Consider the following 14,568-nt stretch of genomic DNA (forward strand, 5'->3'; position numbering starts at 1 on the left):
CGCCACCCCCCGAGCCGCCCGCCGTGCCTGCGGTGCCCGCCCCACCCGTCCTGCCCGCCGATGTCCCGGTGCCTGCGGCGCTCGCGGCGACCCCCGCGCCCTCCGCTCCGACCGTCCCCGCCCCCTCCCCGGAGCCGTCCCCGTCGCCCGCGGTCGCCGGCAACCCCTCGGTGGAGGTCGCCACCCCCACCGCCGCCGCCACCCCGGTCGGCCCGCACCACGCCGCCGGGTCCGGTCGCACCCCGCGCCCGGGCGGCCGCTCGCCGGACGCCCTGCCGGTCGCCTCCGTCCTGCTGGTCGTCCTGCTGCCCGCCGCCGCCGCGGTCACGGCGCTCTCCCGCTTCCGCCGCTGAAACCCCGGGAACCACCGTGTCGAACCTGCTGCAGACACTCGCCGTCGTCCTGGGCGTCGCCCTGGTGGCCGCCGCCATCGTCCTGCTGAAGGGGCGCTTCTTCCCCGTCCCCGAGGACGCCGAGCCGCGCGAGGACGTCGCCGAGTACATCGCGATGATGGTCGGCGTCCTGTACGCGCTGGTGCTCGGCCTCTCGATGGTCTCGGTCTGGGAGATCCACAGCGGCGCCCTCAACCACTCCCAGGACGAGGCCGGCGCCCTCCACCAGACCTACCTGCTCGCCGACCTCCTGCCGCCGGACCGCCGCGACGCGCTGCGCACCACGGCCACCGCCTACGCCGTCCAGGTCGTGCACGCCGAGTGGCCGCGGATGGCGGCGCGCGAGCCGCTCGGCCCGGACGGCTGGGGGCTGCTGAACCAGCTGCGGACGGTCAGTCAGACCTCCTCACAGGACGACACCCCCACGCAGCAGAACGCCTCGCAGGAGATGCTCGCCGTCCTCACCACCCTCGACGACGCCCGCCGGGGCCGGGAGGCGTCGGCGATGAGCAGCCTCTCCACGGTGCTCTGGGTCGGGCTGGTCATCGGCGGCACCCTCACGGTGGCGTTCATGTTCCTGTTCGGCATCAAGCGCAGCGCCACCCACGTGGTGATGGTGATGGGTCTGACCGGGCTGATCGCCTTCACCATCCTGCTGATCCAGCAGCTCGACGCGCCCTTCGACGGCTTCCTCGCCGTCACTCCGCAGGCCTTCACGCGGTACTTCCCGTTCGTCTGACCGGCACTCCGGCGACGCGCACGGCCCGGGCGCGCACCGCACGGAGCCGGAGGTCGTCCCCGTCGTCAGGGCCTGAAGGACGCTGGGCGGGCTGCCGGGGCGGCGGACGAAACAGTTCTTCCGGGACCGATGAGTTCGGGTGGTGGCGGCGGTCAAACCTGGGAAAGCATCGCCCGCTACCCGAGGAGACCTGACATGTCCGACATCACCACCCTCACCGCCCCTGACGTGACGACCACCGCGAGGTCCGGCAGGGCCGTGGCCGGTGTGGTCCTGGCGTCGCGGGTGCTGCTCGCCCTCTTCTTCGCCCTGGCCAGCGCGCTCCCGAAGCTGCTCGCACTGCCCGCCGCGACGGAGGTCTTCGACGCGATCGGGGCGGGCCACTGGTTCATGTACCTGACCGGGCTGGTGGAACTGGCCGGCGCGGTCGGCCTGCTGGTCCGCCGCCTGGCCGGGCCGGCCGCCATCGGGCTGATCGTCTTCCTGGCGTTCGCGTTCGTCACCCAGCTCACCGCGATGCACGGCGAGAACGCCGGGACGCCGTTCGTCTTCATGGTGCCGCTGGCCGTCATCGCCTGGAACCGGCGCGCCGGGACGGTCGGGCTGCTCGCCCGCCGGCCGTGACCGGCCGCCCGGTCGCCCGGGGCCGTCACAGCTCGGTGAGTTCGCCCAGGCCCAGGGTGCGGAGCGTGAGGTCGGCCATGTGCCGGTGGCCGACGGCGTTGGGGTGCGCGGGGTCGTCGAGCCAGGCGATCGGGTCGCTGTCGGGGAAGTGGGCGAGCCAGTAGGCCTCGTGGTCGACCAGCAGGGCTCCGGTGTCCGCGGCGATCTCGCGCACCGCCTGGCAGTAGGCGGGCAGTTCGGCGCGGGCGGCGCGTCCGGCCCGGCTGACCACGAGGGGCGTGTGCAGCACGATCTGGGCCCCGTCGGTCCTGGCGATGATCGCGCGCATCGACGCGTGGAACTCGGCGAGTCCGTCGAGCCCGGCGCGGGCGTCGTTGGTGCCCAGCGAGATGGACAGCACGTCGGGGGCGAACCGGCCGATGAGGTGGTCGTACGCGCCGAGGACGTCGGTGGCGCGCCAGCCGGACACCCCGGTGTTGACCACGATGTCGGTCAGCCGGTCGAGCTGCCAGCCAACGCGTTCGTGCACGTGCTCCACCCAGCCGCGGGCGCCGTGCGTGTGCAGGACGGCCTGGGTGATGCTGTCGCCGGCCATCACCCAGGTCATCGGTCTGGTGGACAGTTCGATCATGTGATCATCCCCCTGTGTTCGATGCGCGGGCGGCGGCCCTCGACCGGCGCCCCGAGAAGTTGATCATATGGGCTGAGGTTTCCTGGGGGCCCGGTGCCAGGGCAGGAGGGCGCAGGACGGGAGGGAGCGGTAGCCGCCTGTAGCGGGCCCGAGGAGGCGCGCCCTTTCCGGGCGGCGACGCCACGCACGCCCGCCGCCCGGCAGCCGTTCGCGGATCGTAAGGCCGTACGCGCGGGATCTCCCGGCGCCGGCTCCTACAGTGGCGGCACAGTCAGGTGAGAGAGGTGGATTCAGTGACGGACGATCAGATCATCCTGCCCCGCGCGGATGTGGGGGTGATCGGCGGCTCCGGGCTCTACGAGCTGCTGGACGACATGGTCGAGGTGCGGATCCGGACCCCGTACGGCGAGCCGAGCGACGCGCTGTTCGTCGGCGAGGTGGCCGGCCGCCGGGTCGCCTTCCTGCCCCGGCACGGCCGCGGCCACCGCCTCCCGCCGCACCGGATCAACTACCGGGCCAACCTCTGGGCGCTGCGCTCGCTCGGCGTCCGCCAGGTGCTCGGGCCCTGCGCGGTGGGCGGGCTGCGGCCCGAGTACGGACCGGGGACGCTGCTGGTGCCGGACCAGTTCGTGGACCGGACCAGCGGCCGGGCGCAGACCTACTACGACGGACTGCCGCTGCCGGACGGCTCGGTGCCCGAGGTGGTGCACGTGTCGATGGCGGACCCGTACTGCCCGCAGGGGCGCCGGGCCACGCTCTCGGCGGCGGCCGGCGCCGCCTGGGAGCCCGTGGACGGCGGCACCCTGGTGGTGATCGAGGGCCCCCGCTTCTCGACCCGCGCCGAGTCCCGGTGGTTCACCGCCAACGGCTGGTCGGTGGTCGGGATGACCGGCCACCCGGAGGCCGCCCTGGCGCGCGAACTCGGCCTCTGCTACACCTCCGTGGCCCTGGTCACCGACCTCGACGCGGGGGTGGAGAGCGGCGAGGGGGTCACCCACGCGGAGGTGCTCGCCGTCTTCGCGCGCAATGTCGAGCGGCTGCGCACGGTGCTGTTCAAGACGATCGGCCTGCTGCCCACCGAGCGCGCCTGCCCGTGCGGTCACGCACTGGACGGCCTCACGACAGGTCTTCCCGGCGTGCCGGGCGACTGACCGGCCGGGGCCGGCGCCACCGCCGGACGAGCCCGATCAGCAGGGCGAGTGCGGCGGTGGCGGCCAGGACGGCGAGCCAGTTGCGCAGGTAGGGCAGCGGCAGCAGCGAGGGGTTGCCGTGGTCGTCGTCGGCGCGCAGTACGGCCGGGAGTCCGACGGCGGTCACGGCGGCGGCCACGACCAGCCAGCCGCGCAGCACCGGTCCGCGGGCCAGGTGGGCGCCGACCAGGCAGAGCAGCGGGAGCCAGACCCCGTCGTGCAGGACCAGCGCCCCGATCCCCCAGACCAGGACCTGCGCCGGGTCGGTGAGGTAGACGTCGGTCAGCAGGCCGTAGAGGCCGTAGCCGATCAGGGCGAGACCGGCGGCGAGGGTGGTGCCGCGGAGCCAGCCGGTCATCGGGACACCTCCAGCCGGGCGACCCACTTGGTCTGCAGCACGCCGGGGCGGTTCGGCGCGATGACGCGCGCCGGGAAGCCGTGGTCGGCGTCCAGCGTCTCGCCGTCGACCCGGAGGGCGAGCAGGGTGAGCGGGTCGTCGACGTACTGCGCGGGCATCTCCATCACCCGGTAGGGGCCCTCCTCCTCCAGCGAGGTGACCCGCACGGCGGAGCCGGCCGGCGCACCGGCCCGGGCCATCAGCTCGGCGACCCGGACGCCGCCCCAGCGGGCGCTCGCGCTCCAGCCCTCCACACAGGCGATCGGCAGGACCGCCTCGTGCTGGGGGAGCCGGGCCAGTTCGTCGAGACCGATCTCGTACGGCCGGGGGCCGTCCACCCGCAGCCGCCAGCCGGCGGGCACCTCCACCGTCCCGGCCTGCGCGGCGGTGCGGTTCACCGGGAGCCCCTGCGGGCCCAGGTCGGGCCGGCGCGGCGCCAGCAGGTTCAGCGGGCGCAGCCAGGGCACGCTCTGCCCGGCCGTGGTGAGCGTCACCGCGCCGACCGCCGCGGCGACCGAGGTCAGGAAGGCGCGCCGCCCGGGGACGGTGAGCCGGGGCCGGCGCCAGTTCCGGGCGATCAGCGGCGCCTTGGCCGCGAGGTGGACCAGCAGACCGCCGGTGGCCAGCCAGCCGACCCAGAAGTGGGTCTGCCGGAACGGGAACGGCCACGGGTACCACTGGAGGGTGTTCAGCAGGCCGGTGAACAGTTCCAGCAGCAGGGCGGCCACCAGGACGGCGATGCCCAGCCGCTCCAGCGCGTGCGCCGCGCTCCGGGCCGGCGGCCACTCGAACAGCCGCGGGTACACCGTCCAGAGCTTGGCCCCGAGCAGCGGGACGGCGGCGATCCCGCTGACGACGTGCAGCCCCTGGGTGACGCGGTAGCCGTTCACCGGGCGCGCGGGCAGCAGGCCCGCGAGCCGGCCCGTCGGGTCCTGGAGCAGGTGGCTGAGGAGACCGGTCAGGAAGCAGAGCACCAGCGCGGCGCCCAGCCACCGGCCGAGGACGACGGCGGTGCGCGGCTCGTGCAGGGCCGAGCGGAAGACGCCGTCCCGGAACGGGCCGCGGCGCAGGGACGCGGGCGGCGGCGGGAGGGCGAGGCGGGGGCGGCGCCGGGCGCCGGGGTGCTTGGAATCCACGCCCTCATCGAAGCGCCATCCGGCCCCGCGCGGCGGGTGCGACGTGCTTACGGAAGTCGAACGGGGGCCGCCGCGGCCGTTCGCGGCGCCGCCACGGTGGCAGGGTGAGCGGGTGGCCACTCGGACCCTTCTGCCCTGCACGCTCGTCCTCGCCGCCCTGGTGGCGGCCCTGGCGGCGACCGTGACCGGCGGCGGCACGCTCGCCGACCGCGGCCCGCTCCACGGCTGGTACGCCCTCGACGCGGGCCTGTTCGTGCTGGCGCTGCTGCTCCTGCGGCGGGTGCCGGCCCGCCGGGTGGCGCCGCTGGTGCTGGCCGGGAGCGTGGCGGTCGCCGCCGTCGGACTGCTCGCACCGCCCCGGACCAGCGACGACGCCTACCGGTACGTCTGGGACGGCCGGGTGCAGGCGGCCGGCATCTCCCCCTACGCGCACGCCCCGGACGACCCGGCGCTGGCCCGGCTGCGCGACCCGGGCCTGTTCCCGGCGACGGACGGCTGCACGGAGTGGGACGAGCGGCGGACGGCGGCGGGCGACTGCACCCGGATCAACCGGCCCGCCGTGCGCACCATCTACCCGCCGGTCGCGCAGGTCTGGTTCCTCGCCGTGCACCCCTTCGGGGGCGGGGTGCGCGGGGTGCAGGTGGGCGGCGCGCTGCTGGCGGTCGCGACCACGGGCGCGCTGCTGGTGGTCGGGCGGGGCAGCCGGCGGGCGGCGCTCTGGGGGTGGTGCCCCGGCATCACCGTGTGGGCGGTCAACGACGCGCACGTCGACACCCTCGGCGCGCTGCTGATGACCGTCGGGCTGGGCTGCGTGGCCGGCCGCCGGCCCGGTACCGGGGGCGTGCTGCTCGGCGCCGCGGTCGCCACCAAGCTGCTGCCGGCCCTCGCCCTGCCCGGGGCGCTGTCGGGGGCACTGTCGGGGGCGCTCGCCCGCCGGCCGACCCGCCGGGACGTCGCCGTCCTCGGCGCGGCGCTCGGGGCGTTCGCGCTGGCGTACCTGCCCCACGTCGCCGTCTCGGGCCCGGCGGTGCTCGGGTACCTGCCGGGCTACCTGCGGGAGGAGGGCTACGAGCAGGGGCACCTGGACCGGTTCGGGCTGCTGCGCCTGGCGGTGCCCGACCGCTGGGCGCCGTGGGCGGCGGCCCTGGTGCTGGCGGCGGTGGTGTGGCGGGTGCTGCGGCACGGCGACCCCCGCCGCCCGTGGCGGGGCGCGCTGCTGGTGACCGGCACGGCCCTGCTGCTCGTCGCGCCGGCCTACCCCTGGTACGGCCTGCTGGTGGTGGCCCTGGTCGCGCTCGACGGCGGCTGGGAGTGGCTGGCCGTCCCGGCTGCCGGGCAGGTGCTCTACCTGGTCGGCGGCGGGCCGGCGCAGCAGGCCGCGTACGGGGCCGCGCTGGCCTGCGTGCTCGGGGTGCCGGCGGTGCGCGGGCTCCTGCGCGCCCGGCGGTGCGCGGCCGGGGAACGGGCCTCGGCGGGCGCGCGGGAGATGACGAAAGCCTGACGGCTCGGCGTCGGGGCTGGTCGCGGGTACGGGCCGGCTGTTCCAATCGAGCCGTGGACAGTAGAGCGAAGCGATCCCGGGGCACCCCGGTGGGCCGGCGGGTGGTGCTCGGCCTGGTCGGCCTCGGCGCCGCCGGCGTGGCGGCCGGACCCTTTCTCCAACGCGCCCAGGACGCCCTGGCCGGCCAGGACCCGACCGGGCTCACCGGCCTGCTGCCGGGCGGCGGCGGCTTCCGGTACTACTCCGTGGTGGCCTCGGTGCCCTCCCGGGGCCCCGACACCTACAGCCTCACGGTGGACGGCCTGGTGGAGCGCCCCGGCAGCTACCGGCTGGCCGACCTCCAGGCGATGCCGCAGCGCCGGATCGTGCGCGACGTGCAGTGCGTGACCGGCTGGCGGGTGCCGAACACCCCGTTCGAGGGAGTGCCGCTGGCACACCTGCTGGACGCCGCCGGCGTCTCGGCGGGCGCCCGGGCGGTCCGGTTCAGCTGCTTCGACGGCGAGTACACCGAGAGCCTCACCCTGGAGCAGGCCCGGCGGGACGACGTGGTGGTCGCGCTCAAGCTCCAGGACGCCCCGATCTCCCACTCCCACGGCGGACCGGTGCGCCTGTACGTGGCGCCGATGTACTTCTACAAGTCGGCCAAGTGGCTGTCGGGCATCACCGTGACCGACACCGTGGAGCCCGGGTACTGGGAGCGCAACGGCTACGACGTCGACGCCTGGGTCGGCCGCTCGAACGGACGTGACGATGCCCCGACCGCCTGACCTCCTGCTCCGCTTCGCCCGCGCCGAGCGCTGGGTGCACCGCACCACCGCGGCCCTGATGCTGGTCTGCCTGGCCACCGCCGCCTGCCTCTACCTGCCGCCGCTGGCCGAACTGGTCGGCCGCCGGCGCCTAGTGGTCACCGTGCACGTCTGGTGCGGACTGGCCCTGCCGGTACCGCTGCTGCTCGGGCTCGCCTTCCGGGCGGTGCGGGCGGACGTGTCGAGGCTGAGCCGCTTCCACCCGGTGGACTGGGTCTGGCTCCGGGCGACCCGGGCCCGCGCCTCGTACCGCCCGGCGGGGAAGTTCAACGCCGGGCAGAAGCTCTACGCCCAGTGGACGCTGGGCGCGATGCTGGTGATCCTCGGGACGGGCCTGCTGATGTGGCTCACCCACCTGGCGCCGACGGCCTGGCGGACCGGCGCGACCTTCGTCCACGACTGGCTCGCGGCGGCCATCGCCGTGGTGACCGCCGGGCACGTCTGGATGGCCGTCCGGGATCCGGAGGCCCGGCGCGGCATGCGGACCGGGCTGGTCGACCGGCGCTGGGCCGAGCGCGAGCACCCGCTGTGGCCGGCGGAGCGCCCGGCGGCGGACGCCGAAGCGGTGCCCGTCAGCGGGGACGGTCCGCCCTCCTGAAGGCGAGGAACCGGCGGCCGAGGGCGGACCAGCGCTCGGTCTCGGCCAGCCCGGCGCGCTCGGCCCGGCGGGCGGTGGCCGCCGCGCCGCAGCGGGCCCAGGCGAACGGCGGCCCGAGCCGCCCGTCGTAGCCCTCCACCCGAACGGTGATCCGTTCGTCGATCTCCCGCGGATCCACCTCGACCAGCAGCACGCCTCCCGGTGCGAGGAGTTCGGCGCCGCGGCGCAGCAGCAGCCCCGGGTCGCCGCCGATGCCGAGGTTGCCGTCGGCGAGGAGCGCCCCGCCCCAGCGGCCCTCGGCGGGCAGCCGGTCGAACACCGAGCGGCACAGGGCCGGGCCGCCGAGGCGCCGGGTGCGGTCCACCGCCGCTCCGGTGATGTCGACGCCGAGCGCCGGCACTCCCAGCTCCAGCAGGGCCGCGACCAGCCGGCCGGGTCCGCAGCCGAGGTCCACCACCGGCGCGGTCAGCCGGCGGCAGCGCTCCAGCAGCCCGTGGTCCGCCCCGGCGGCGGGTGCGCACCAGCGCTCGACGTCGAGCGGGATCCGGTGGCCGTCCTCGCCGCGCAGCCAGAGCGGGCCCCGCCCGGCGCGGACGGCCTCGGCGAACGGGTCGTCCACCCACGCTCCGGCGGCGACGGTCATCGCGTCACCTCCGAGGTGGTCCCGAGCGCGCCGTCGGCCTGCTCCGGGCTGCCGGTCCCGAGCGCGCCGGCCGCCTCGACCGCGTCGTGGGCCTCGACCGCGTCGGGGAGCCTCATCGCGCGCAGGCGGGCCGCGAAGCCGCTGTGCGGAGCCTCGGCGGCGACCAGCCGCGCGTCGGCGACGGTGTCCACGTCGGTGAGCACCGGGAGGTGGTGGACGGCGAGCCGCTCGGCGGTCAGACGGTCGAGCAGGGCGCGCCCGGTCTCCGGGGTGGACATCGGCAGCCCCAGCAGCAGCCGCCGGGCCAGCTCCCCGGTCGGCCGGGCCAGCCCGAGCGCCCAGAACCCGCCGTCGGCGGCCGGCCCGTACCAGGCGTCGGCGCCCCCGCGCCGGGCGGGCGACAGCGGCTCCGCGAGCAGCGCCGCGTCCACCTGCGGGGTGTCCATGCCGACCAGCAGCGCCGGCGCCTCCGGGGCGGCCTCGGCGGCGTGCGTGAAGGCGGCCGCCAGCCGTTCGTCCAGCCCGCCGCCCCGCTGCGGCACGACCTGCCAGCCGGGCGGGAGCCAGCGCCCGGCCTCGCCGTCCAGCACGAGCAGCCGCCGCCCGGCCGGCACCCGGCCGAGGGTGGCCAGGGTGTCGGCGAGCGCGGCCTCGGCCAGCGCCGCGGCCTGCTCGGGTGTGCAGGGCGGGGTGAGCCGGGTCTTCACCCGCCCCGGGACGGGCGACTTGGCGATCACCAGCAGGGTGGCCGGCGGCGCGGCCAGCACGGCCCGCATGTCGCGGACGGCCTGCCGGGTGCCGCGCACGGTACCGGTGACCTTGGAGCGACCGGTGCGCGGCAGGTAGTCGACGGGCGTCTCGGCGATCCGCATCCCCGCCGCCGAGGCGGCGAGCACCATCTCCAGCGGGTAGCCGGAGCGGCGGTCGCCCAGGCCCAGCGCCAGCAGCCGCTCACGGCGGGCGGCCCGCATCGGCCCGAGGTCGTGCAGCGGCGCCCCCGTCCGCGCCCGCAGCCGGCGGGCCAGCACGGCGTTGGCCAGCCGGGCGTGCGGCGGCCAGGCCCCGGCGGCCGCCGGGACGCGCCGGCCCAGCACGAGGTCCGCCGAACCGTCCAGGACCGGCGCGGCGACCCGCGGCAGCTGGGCGGGATCCAGCGAACCGTCACAGTCCAGGAAGCAGACCAGCTCGGCGGTGGCGGCGAGCAGTCCGGCGTGGCAGGCGGCGCCGAAGCCGCGCCGCGGCTCCTCGACGACGGTCGCGCCCAGCGAGCGCGCCAGGTCGGCGGAGCCGTCGCGGGAGCCGTTGTCGACGACGATCGCCCGCCAGCCCGCGGGGATCCGACCCAGCACCCAGGGCAGCGCCGCGGCCTCGTCGAGGCAGGGCAGGATCACATCGGCGGACGGTGGTCCGGCGGACGGTACGGGGGGAGTCGGAGAGATCACGTCGGCCACGCTAAGGGCGGGCAGCCCGGCGGCGGCCGAACCGCGCCCTTACGAAAGTCCAACGGCGGGCACCGCCCCGGCCCGGCCGCGCCCGCGATCTTACGGAACCCGAACGTGCGCCGGCGCGACCCGTCCGGCCCCGCCCGCAGCTCGTATCCTCGGCGAGGTGAACGAGAGCCCCGCCTCCGGCGGACCACCCGACCCCGCCCGCATCCTGGTGATCGACGACGACCTCACCGTGGCCGAGGTCGTCGCCGGCTACCTCACCCGGGCCGGCCACCGGGTCGACCGGGCGAGCGACGGGAACCAGGGCCTCGACCTGGCGCGCCGGCACCGCCCCGACCTGCTGGTCCTGGACCTCATGCTGCCCGGGATCGACGGCCTCGAACTGCTGCGCAGGCTGCGCGCCACCGAGGCCGGCGCCGACCTGCCGGTGGTCATGCTCACCGCCAAGGGCGACGAGGCGGACCGCATCCTCGGTCTGGAACTGGGCGCGGACGACTACGTCACCAAGCCGTTCAGCCCGCGTGAACTCGTGCTGCGGGTCCAGTCCGTGCTGCGCCGCTCCCGGGCCGCCGCGCCCGCCCTCACGGCCCCCGGGCCGCTGGTGTCCGGGGACATCACGCTCGACCCGCAGGCCCGCCGCGCCCACCGCAGGGGGAGTGAACTCCTCCTCACACTCCGGGAGTTCGACCTGCTCGCGTTCCTCCTCCGGCACCCCCGGACGGTCTTCGCCCGGCAGGAGCTGATGCAGCGGGTCTGGGGCTGGGACTTCGGCGACCTGTCCACCGTCACCGTCCACGTCCGCCGGCTGCGCGAGAAGATCGAGGACGACCCCGCCGCACCGACCCTGATCACCACCGTCTGGGGCGTCGGCTACCGCTACGACCCGGTGACGGCGGACGCGCCAGGGGCGACGACGGAACACGGCACGGACCGCGAGGACGGCTCGGAGTGAAGGACCTGCTGCTGATCGCCCTGTTCGCGGGGCTCGGCGCCACCGGTGCCGGTCTGCTCGGCTGGGTGGCGGTGCGACTGCTGCGCCGCCGCTCGATGGCGCTCTCGCTCTTCTGCGTCGCCGTCGTCACCGTCCTCGCGGTCACCTCCGGGACGTTCGCCGTCGCCCAGGCGATGTTCCTCTCCGGACACGACCTCGGGGTGGTGATCACCGTCCTCGGGATGGCCTCCGTGGTCTCACTGCTCACGGCCGCGCTGCTCGGCCGCCAGGTGGTGGCCGGCAGCCGGGCGCTCACCGAAGCCGCCCGCACCGTCGGGAGCGACGCCGGCTTCACCGCGCCGGCGCACCCGCTCGGCCTCGAACTGGCCCAGCTCAGCGAGGAACTCGCCGCCACCAGCGCCCGGCTCGCCGGAGTCGCGCGCCCGGGCGCAGGCGCTGGACGCCTCGCGGCGCGAGCTGATCGCCTGGATCTCCCACGACCTGCGCACCCCGCTGGCCGGGCTGCGCGCCATGGCCGAGGCGCTGGAGGACGGCGTGGCCGAAAGGCCGGACCAGTACCTCAAGCGGATCCGCTCCGAGGTCGAGCGGCTCACCGGGATGGTCGACGACCTCTTCGAACTCTCCCGGATCCAGGCCGGCGCGCTGTCCCTGTCGCTCGCCCGGGTGTCGGTCTACGACCTGGTCGACGACGCGCTGGCCGGCGCCCACCCGCTGGCCCGGCAGCGCGGCGTCCGCCTGGAGGGCCGGCAGGTCGCCGCCGAGCCGGTCGAGGTGGACAGCGGTGAGATCACCCGGGTGCTCGGCAACCTGCTGGTCAACGCGATCCGCTCGACGCCCGAGGACGGTGTGGTCGCCGTCTCCGCCCGCCGCGAGGTGGACGAGGTGGTGCTCTCGGTCACCGACGGCTGCGGCGGCATCCCGGAGCAGGACCTCTCGCGGGTCTTCGAGACCGGCTGGCGCGGCAGCGCCGCCCGCACGCCGCGGCGCGATCGCGGTGAGGGCGGCGAGGGCGGGGACAGCGGCGCCGGACTGGGGCTGGCCATCGTCCGCGGCATCGTCGAGGCGCACGCCGGCCGGGCCCGGGTGCACAACGTCACCGGGGGCTGCTGCTTCGAGATCGCGCTCCCGGCGGCGCGCGGCTGACCGCCCGGGCCGGGCCGTTCTCGGCGCCGTTCTCGGGGGGCCCCGAACGGCCCGGTCGGGCCGGTCGGGCAGGTCCGGGGCAGACCCGGTCAGACCCGCAGGGGCGCCGCCGCGAACTCGGCCATGCCCGCCCGGAACGGCACCCGGGCCCGCCAGCCCAGCTCGGCCCGGAGCCGGGAGGAGTCGGCGGTGATGTGCCGGACGTCCCCGAGCCGGTACTGGCCGGTTACCACCGGCGCCGGGCCGCCGTGGGCGTCGGCCAGTGCCCGGGCCGTCTCGCCGACCGTGCGCACCTCGCCGCTGCCGACGTTGTACGCCCGGGTACTGCCCGGCGGGCGGTCGCCGACGGACCCGAGGGCCGCCAGATTGGCCGCCGCGACATCGTCGACATGGACGAAGTCCCGGCGCTGGCCGCCGTCCTCGAAGACCCGGGGAGCCTCGCCCCGGGCGAGCGCGGAACGGAACAGCGAGGCCACCCCGGCGTACGGGGTGTTCCGCGGCATGCCCGGGCCGTAGACGTTGTGGTAGCGCAGCGCCAGCACCGACCCGCCGCTCGCGCGGGCCCAGGCGGCGGCCAGCTGCTCCTGGGCGAGCTTGGTGACGGCGTACACGTTGCGCGGGTCGCCCGGCGCGTCCTCGGTGACCAGGCCCGGCCGCAGCGCGGCGCCGCACACCGGGCACGGCGGTTCGAACCGGCCGGCGTCGAGGTCCTCCGGCCGCCGTGGGCCGGGTGCCACCTCGCCGTGCGCCGGACACGTGTACCGGCCCTCGCCGTAGACCACCATCGACCCGGCCAGGACCAGGCGCCGCAGGCCGGCCCGGGCCATCGCGGAGAGCAGGACGGCGGTGCCGAGGTCGTTGCAGCCGACGTACTCGGGCGCGTCGTCGAGGTCGAGGCCGAGACCGACCATCGCCGCCTGGTGGCAGACCGCGTCCACCCCGGCCAGCGCCCGTTCGACCGTCGACGCGTCGCGGACGTCACCGTGGCGGAACTCCACGCCGGCCGGCAGGTCGGGCGCGGCCCCCGACGGATGGACGGCGGGCAGCAACGCGTCCAGCACGCGGACCTCGTGACCCGCCGTGACCAGGGCTCGCGCCACGGCCGAACCGATGAACCCGGCGCCGCCGGTGACCAGAATCCTCATGCCCGGCGACGCTACCGGCCGGTGACGGCCGGGGGAGCGAGGCAGGGCATCGCGTCATGCTTCGGTAAGCACCGGCCCGGGCCGCGCACCCGCCGTCCGTGCTCCGCCGCCCCGCGCCCGCCCCGCGCCCGAGGCCGCACGCGCCCGCCCCGGGCCTGTCGGTCCGGGCCGGGCGGACTCCGCTGGTCCACAATGCTGGCATTCACCGATGCCGACGGGCGGTGCGCCCGGACGGGGGAGCCCCATGAAGAGCGCCGATCTGCTCGCCGATGCCTTCGGCCGGATCCACGAGGCCGTCCACGACGTGGTGGACGGCCTCACCGCCGACGAGTTGGCCGAGCGCGTCGACCCGAAGGCCAACTCGATCGTCTGGCTGGTCTGGCACCTGACCCGCATCCAGGACGACCACATCGCCGATGCCGCCGGGACCGAACAGATCTGGACCGCGGACGGCTGGTTCGACCGCTTCGCCCTCGGCTTCCCCGCCGCCGCCACCGGCTACGGTCACCGCGCCCGCGATGTCGCGGCCGTCCGCGTGGACTCCCCGGAGCTGCTCACCGGCTACCACGACGCGGTGCACGAGCGGACGCTGTCCTTCGTCCGCGGTCTGACCGGCCCCGCGCTGGACCGGGTCGTGGACGAGGCCTGGAGCCCGCCCGTGACCCTGGGCGTGCGCCTGGTCAGCGTCATCTCCGACGACCTCCAGCACATCGGCCAGGCGGCCTTCGTCCGCGGCGTGCTCCGGCGGGGCTGACCCCGGGCGGCCGGCGTCAGGCCTCGTCGAAGCGGTCGCCGACCCAGCCGGTGAGGGCCGCGGTGTCGTGGTCGATGGTGGCGAAGTGCACGCCCAGCGACTTCCGGGGTTCGAGCTCGGGCACGCGGGAGCGGTGCCGGGCCTGCGGCCAGAGCCGGTACGCCCGGTCGGAGAGGACCTGGGCGGGATCGATCGAGGGCTCCCCGCCGATGGCACCGCCAGGAACAGCGGGGTGAACGCGAATGCGTACGCGTCCCTCTGGAGGACTGCATATACCGTCTATCGACATATCGCGTCCGGCGACTTATGGTTCTCGTGGTGATCGTCAGCCGCGCGGTCCGCGTGACCCGCGCGCCCTCCGACCTGCCGTCAACTCTGCGACGGCGAACAGTCCGTGGGCGACTGACGAGCCGTCATCGGCCGTGGCACGCGTAGGTGTCACGGGCATCCGTTCCGCTGTTCACGGGAG

Annotated in this window: 14 protein-coding genes and 3 pseudogenes; 10 read left to right on the forward strand and 7 right to left on the reverse strand. The window is 76.1% G+C overall.

From position 1 onward, the window contains the following. The 3 genes and pseudogenes from ACFWA9_RS03805 to ACFWA9_RS03815 form a co-directional block, all read left to right on the forward strand. Positions 1-353 (forward strand): annotated as a pseudogene (locus tag ACFWA9_RS03805) (hypothetical protein); the annotation flags it as partial. 16 nt (positions 354-369) lie between these two features. Continuing rightward, positions 370-1,131 (forward strand): hypothetical protein, encoded by a 762-nt coding sequence (locus ACFWA9_RS03810; RefSeq protein ID WP_380382812.1) that lies wholly within the window; start codon positions 370-372, stop codon positions 1,129-1,131. Between the two features lie 195 nt (positions 1,132-1,326). Beyond that, positions 1,327-1,755 (forward strand): DoxX family protein, encoded by a 429-nt coding sequence (locus ACFWA9_RS03815; protein ID WP_380382814.1) that lies wholly within the window; start codon positions 1,327-1,329, stop codon positions 1,753-1,755. Between the two features lie 25 nt (positions 1,756-1,780). Here the strand turns inward: ACFWA9_RS03815 and ACFWA9_RS03820 are convergent, their stop codons facing one another. Next, complete coding sequence (locus ACFWA9_RS03820; protein WP_352298109.1) at positions 1,781-2,386, reverse strand: GDSL-type esterase/lipase family protein; 606 nt, start codon at positions 2,384-2,386, stop codon at positions 1,781-1,783. A gap of 314 nt (positions 2,387-2,700) precedes the next feature. Here ACFWA9_RS03820 and ACFWA9_RS03825 point away from each other — a divergent pair, with 314 nt between their 5' ends. Then, complete coding sequence (locus ACFWA9_RS03825; protein ID WP_380382922.1) at positions 2,701-3,537, forward strand: S-methyl-5'-thioadenosine phosphorylase; 837 nt, start codon at positions 2,701-2,703, stop codon at positions 3,535-3,537. Here the strand turns inward: ACFWA9_RS03825 and ACFWA9_RS03830 are convergent. Both ACFWA9_RS03830 and ACFWA9_RS03835 read right to left on the reverse strand, forming a co-directional pair. Next, a complete protein-coding gene (locus tag ACFWA9_RS03830; RefSeq protein ID WP_380382816.1) occupies positions 3,503-3,934 on the reverse strand; it encodes a hypothetical protein in 432 nt (143 codons plus the stop codon). The two genes, ACFWA9_RS03825 and ACFWA9_RS03830, sit on opposite strands and share 35 nt — an antisense overlap. After that, positions 3,931-5,109, reverse strand: a complete 1,179-nt coding sequence (locus ACFWA9_RS03835) for a molybdopterin-dependent oxidoreductase (RefSeq protein ID WP_380382818.1) — start codon at positions 5,107-5,109, stop codon at positions 3,931-3,933. Before ACFWA9_RS03835 ends, ACFWA9_RS03830 begins: the two co-directional genes overlap by 4 nt. Before the next feature lie 112 nt (positions 5,110-5,221). On the opposite strand from ACFWA9_RS03835, the gene ACFWA9_RS03840 reads away from it, so the two are divergent. Genes ACFWA9_RS03840 through ACFWA9_RS03850 form a run of 3 tightly spaced genes read left to right on the forward strand, consistent with a single transcriptional unit; the run spans position 5,222 to position 8,014 of the window. Further along, positions 5,222-6,610, forward strand: a complete 1,389-nt coding sequence (locus tag ACFWA9_RS03840; RefSeq protein WP_380382820.1) for a hypothetical protein — start codon at positions 5,222-5,224, stop codon at positions 6,608-6,610. A 53-nt stretch (positions 6,611-6,663) separates the two neighbouring features. Beyond that, positions 6,664-7,377: a molybdopterin-dependent oxidoreductase gene (locus tag ACFWA9_RS03845; RefSeq protein WP_329485856.1), complete on the forward strand. Its 714-nt coding sequence runs from the start codon at positions 6,664-6,666 to the stop codon at positions 7,375-7,377. After that, complete coding sequence (locus ACFWA9_RS03850) at positions 7,361-8,014, forward strand: cytochrome b/b6 domain-containing protein (protein WP_380382822.1); 654 nt, start codon at positions 7,361-7,363, stop codon at positions 8,012-8,014. Before ACFWA9_RS03845 ends, ACFWA9_RS03850 begins: the two co-directional genes overlap by 17 nt. Here ACFWA9_RS03850 and ACFWA9_RS03855 read toward each other — a convergent pair. From ACFWA9_RS03855 to ACFWA9_RS03865, 3 genes and pseudogenes are all read right to left on the reverse strand, one after another. Beyond that, positions 7,989-8,657 (reverse strand): class I SAM-dependent methyltransferase, encoded by a 669-nt coding sequence (locus ACFWA9_RS03855; protein WP_359804565.1) that lies wholly within the window; start codon positions 8,655-8,657, stop codon positions 7,989-7,991. The two genes, ACFWA9_RS03850 and ACFWA9_RS03855, sit on opposite strands and share 26 nt — an antisense overlap. After that, positions 8,654-9,394, reverse strand: a complete 741-nt coding sequence (locus ACFWA9_RS03860; protein ID WP_380382924.1) for a DUF2064 domain-containing protein — start codon at positions 9,392-9,394, stop codon at positions 8,654-8,656. Before ACFWA9_RS03860 ends, ACFWA9_RS03855 begins: the two co-directional genes overlap by 4 nt. After that, positions 9,371-10,099: pseudogene (locus tag ACFWA9_RS03865) on the reverse strand (glycosyltransferase family 2 protein); the annotation flags it as partial. The gene ACFWA9_RS03860 and the pseudogene ACFWA9_RS03865, both read right to left, overlap by 24 nt. A 166-nt stretch (positions 10,100-10,265) precedes the next feature. On the opposite strand from ACFWA9_RS03865, the gene ACFWA9_RS03870 reads away from it, so the two are divergent. Both ACFWA9_RS03870 and ACFWA9_RS03875 read left to right on the forward strand, forming a co-directional pair. Further along, a complete protein-coding gene (locus ACFWA9_RS03870; protein WP_380382824.1) occupies positions 10,266-11,057 on the forward strand; it encodes a response regulator transcription factor in 792 nt (263 codons plus the stop codon). Beyond that, positions 11,054-12,200 (forward strand): annotated as a pseudogene (locus ACFWA9_RS03875) (sensor histidine kinase). Before ACFWA9_RS03870 ends, ACFWA9_RS03875 begins: the two are co-directional and overlap by 4 nt. A gap of 89 nt (positions 12,201-12,289) precedes the next feature. Here the strand turns inward: ACFWA9_RS03875 and ACFWA9_RS03880 are convergent. After that, positions 12,290-13,345, reverse strand: a complete 1,056-nt coding sequence (locus ACFWA9_RS03880) for an NAD-dependent epimerase/dehydratase family protein (protein ID WP_380382826.1) — start codon at positions 13,343-13,345, stop codon at positions 12,290-12,292. Between the two features lie 244 nt (positions 13,346-13,589). On the opposite strand from ACFWA9_RS03880, the gene ACFWA9_RS03885 reads away from it, so the two are divergent. Continuing rightward, positions 13,590-14,099, forward strand: coding sequence for a DinB family protein (locus ACFWA9_RS03885; RefSeq protein ID WP_352298064.1), 510 nt, complete (start codon positions 13,590-13,592; stop codon positions 14,097-14,099). Positions 14,100-14,568 lie beyond the last annotated feature (469 nt).

Origin of the sequence: Kitasatospora sp. NPDC059973, from assembly GCF_042737525.1 — a bacterium.
GTDB lineage: Bacteria > Actinomycetota > Actinomycetes > Streptomycetales > Streptomycetaceae > Kitasatospora.